Below are 3,323 nucleotides of genomic sequence, written 5' to 3' on the forward strand. Positions count from 1 at the left end.
ATAAAGTTGCCAAGAGTGATAGTTTGAGCTCTTTAAATACTGCTTTTGCAAAAGAAGGTGCCTACATCTTCATTCCTAAACACCGCGAAGTTGAAAAACCAATCGAAATAATAAACTTTGCCACAGGTAATGAAGCCGCTCTTTTATTACAACCCAGAAATCTGATTGTAGCTGAAGAAAATGCCCACGTTCAAATCATTGAACGCCATCAAAGCCTTACAGATAATGCAGTATTTACAAATGTGGTTTCTGAAATATTTGCCGGCAAAAACAGCTCTGTAGATTATTACAAAGTTCAGAATGATAATCACACGGCCTCTTTAATTGACAACACATTTATTTCTCAAAACGAAGGTAGTAATGTGAGTGTGCACACCTTTTCATTTGGTGGAAAACTAATCAGAAACAACCTGAATTTCTACCAAAAAGGGGAACACATCAATTCCACTTTAAAAGGAATTACTATTATTGAAAACAAACAACATGTTGATCACAATACATTGGTAAATCATATTGAACCCAATTGTGAAAGTCACCAGGATTATAAAGGCATCTTTGCCGAAAAATCAACCGGTGTTTTTAACGGAAGAATTATTGTTGAAAAAGAAGCTCAAAAAACCGATGCCTTTCAGCAAAATAATAACATCCTTATAGATGATAAAGCCACAATCAACTCAAAACCTCAACTTGAAATTTTTGCTGATGATGTAAAATGTTCTCATGGCTGCACTATTGGACAACTTGATGAAGAAGCACTTTTTTACCTGCAATCAAGAGGTATTGCAAAAAAAGAAGCCCGCGCTCTTTTAATGTTTGCTTTTGCCAGCAATGTTTTAGATAGTGTTAAAATTCCTGAAGTAAAAGCCCGTATCACTAAGCTTATCGCTAAAAAAATTGGTGTAAACCTTGGGTTTAACCTCTAAGAGGTTTATTTTATTACTTAATAAAAACCATTCTGAAATGATGACGGAAAACAAAAACACACTTTTTGATGTAAAAAGCATTCGTAAAGACTTTCCTATTCTTTCCAGAAAGGTAAATGGCTATCCATTGGTTTATTTAGACAATGCTGCAACATCACAAAAGCCAAAGGCCGTTATTGACTCCTTAGTAGATTATTATTCAAACTACAATGCCAATATTCACCGTGGAGTACACACCCTCTCTCAGGAAGCAACCGATGCTTATGAACAAGCCAGAGAAAAAATCAAAACCCATTTCAATGCCCGTCAAGCAAAAGAAATAATTTTTACCTCCGGCACAACTCATGCAATCAATTTGGTTGCTTCAGGTTTTCGTTCAATTTTACAAGATGGTGATGAAGTAATTGTCTCTGCTGTTGAACATCACTCAAACATTGTTCCCTGGCAAATGCTGTGTGAAGCTACAGGGGCTGTATTAAAAGTTCTTCCCATCAATCAGGAAGGTGAGCTTCTAATGGATGTTTTTTCAGAAATGGTTACAACGAATACAAAACTCGTTGTTTTAAACCATATTTCAAATGCGCTTGGAACCATCAACCCTATTGAAGAAATAATTCAAAAAGCCCACAAAGCAGGAGCGGCAGTTTTAGTTGACGGTGCACAAGCCTGCGCCCACCTAAAGCCAGACTTACAAATCTTGGATGTAGACTTTTATACCTGTTCAGCTCATAAAATGTGTGGTCCTACAGGAGTGGGTGTTCTCTACGGAAAAGAAGAGTGGCTTACTAAATTACCCCCCTACCAAGGAGGAGGAGAAATGATCAAAGAAGTTACTTTTGAAAAAACCACATATGCAGAACTACCACATAAATTTGAAGCCGGAACACCCAATATTGCCGGAGGAATTGCCTTTGGTGTTGCGTTGGATTATTTAAACAAAATTGGATTTGATGTTATCGCCCGATATGAAAATCAGTTACTGAAGTATGCTACAGACAAACTCCAAGAAATAGAGGGGTTAAGAATTTATGGAAACGGAATCAATAAAACTTCCGTGATCTCATTCAATATTGAAGGTATTCATCCCTATGATATTGGCACAATAGTTGACAAATTAGGTATAGCAGTGCGCACCGGACATCATTGTGCTCAACCCATAATGGATTTTTACAACATCCCGGGAACGGTTAGAGCATCATTTGCATTTTACAATACATTTCACGAAATTGATGTACTTACTGAAGCTGTGAAAAAAGCCAAACAAATGCTAACTTAACAATTAAGAACTATGAAATCACTCTTGTCAATCATTACTATCGCACTTTTATTTTTAACCAGTTCGTGCGACGAAACACAAAAAGTAATCAATACCGCAAGCAACGTGCAGTTAAACGGAAACTATAAAATTAACACCGTTCTTGAAAAAGAATATGCTTCAAAAAACCTGGTTTTAGGATTTGATGCTCTTAATAAAGCAATGAATGCAACTACAGAATGTAACACTCTTTTTGGCAGTTACACCATTGATTTATATGCCATTAATTTTGGAGACATTGCCAGCACAAAAAAATATTGTGAAGGGAAAATGGATGCAGAAAAAGAAATTTCTGAAGCATTAGACAAAACCGGCTCTTTTACGCTTGAAGAAGGGCAATTAAAATTCTTTTCTGCCAATGATCGTTCGCTTGTGTTAACAGCAACAAAAATTAGAGAAACAAATGAAAATTAAGGAAATACAAGAAGAAATAATTGATGAATTTTCTTTCTTTGATGATTGGATGCAGCGTTATGAGCACATGATTTCTCTTGGAAAATCAGTTCCCCTCATTGACGAAAAAAACAAAACTGACGATTACTTGATTAAAGGCTGCCAATCAAAAGTATGGGTTTTTCCTGAATTCAAAGACGGAAGAGTATATCTTACAGCAGACAGTGATGCCATCATCACCAAAGGAATAGTTGCACTTTTACTAAGGGTGTTTTCAAATCAAACCCCCGAAGACATTCTAAATGCAGACACCTCCTTTATAGATGAAATTGGATTAAAAGAACATTTATCCCCCACAAGAGCAAACGGGTTGGTTTCAATGATCAAACAATTAAAATTGTATGCGCTAGCCTACCAATCTCAATTAAATTAACAACGTATGGAAACTGAAGAAAAAATTAACACTCAGGAACTCGGTGAAAAAATAGTCAAGGTTTTAAAAACCATCTATGACCCTGAAATCCCTGTTGATATTTATGAACTTGGGTTGATTTATGATGTTTTTGTCAATGAAGACTTTGAAGTAAAAGTCATCATGACTTTAACAACCCCCAATTGTCCGGTTGCAGAAAGTCTTCCGCAGGAAGTAAGAGACAAAGTTGCTTCATTAAAAATGGTGAAAGATGCCGAAG

General features: G+C 36.1%; 5 protein-coding genes. All 5 read left to right on the top strand.

Annotation, left to right across the window (positions count from 1 at the left end; translation table 11 throughout):
* Positions 1 to 923, top strand: a 923-nt coding sequence (gene sufD, locus AACY61_RS10880; RefSeq protein WP_339611606.1) for a Fe-S cluster assembly protein SufD, incomplete at its 5' end; no start/stop codon positions are given.
* A 40-nt stretch (positions 924 to 963) separates the two neighbouring features.
* Entirely contained in the window at positions 964 to 2,199 is a 1,236-nt protein-coding gene (locus AACY61_RS10885) for a cysteine desulfurase (RefSeq protein ID WP_339611611.1), read from the top strand.
* A 12-nt stretch (positions 2,200 to 2,211) separates the two neighbouring features.
* Positions 2,212 to 2,652, top strand: a complete 441-nt coding sequence (locus tag AACY61_RS10890; protein ID WP_339611607.1) for an META domain-containing protein — start codon at positions 2,212 to 2,214, stop codon at positions 2,650 to 2,652.
* A complete protein-coding gene (locus AACY61_RS10895; RefSeq protein ID WP_339611608.1) occupies positions 2,642 to 3,064 on the top strand; it encodes a SufE family protein in 423 nt (140 codons plus the stop codon). The genes AACY61_RS10890 and AACY61_RS10895 overlap by 11 nt, the downstream gene beginning before the upstream one ends.
* Positions 3,065 to 3,070: 6 nt before the next feature.
* A partial coding sequence (locus AACY61_RS10900; protein ID WP_339611610.1) for an iron-sulfur cluster assembly protein occupies positions 3,071 to 3,323 on the top strand: 253 nt, incomplete at its 3' end.

The sequence above is a fragment of the uncultured Planktosalinus sp. genome (assembly GCF_963973675.1).
Classification (GTDB): Bacteria; Bacteroidota; Bacteroidia; order Flavobacteriales; family Flavobacteriaceae; genus Planktosalinus.

Bases quoted from the DNA above. Each gene is read 5' to 3' on its own strand.
- AACY61_RS10885 (WP_339611611.1), top strand. From the start codon at position 964: ATGACGGAAAACAAAAACACACTTTTTGATGTAAAAAGCATTCGTAAA.
- AACY61_RS10890 (WP_339611607.1), top strand. From the start codon at position 2,212: ATGAAATCACTCTTGTCAATCATTACTATCGCACTTTTATTTTTAACC.
- AACY61_RS10895 (WP_339611608.1), top strand. From the start codon at position 2,642: ATGAAAATTAAGGAAATACAAGAAGAAATAATTGATGAATTTTCTTTC.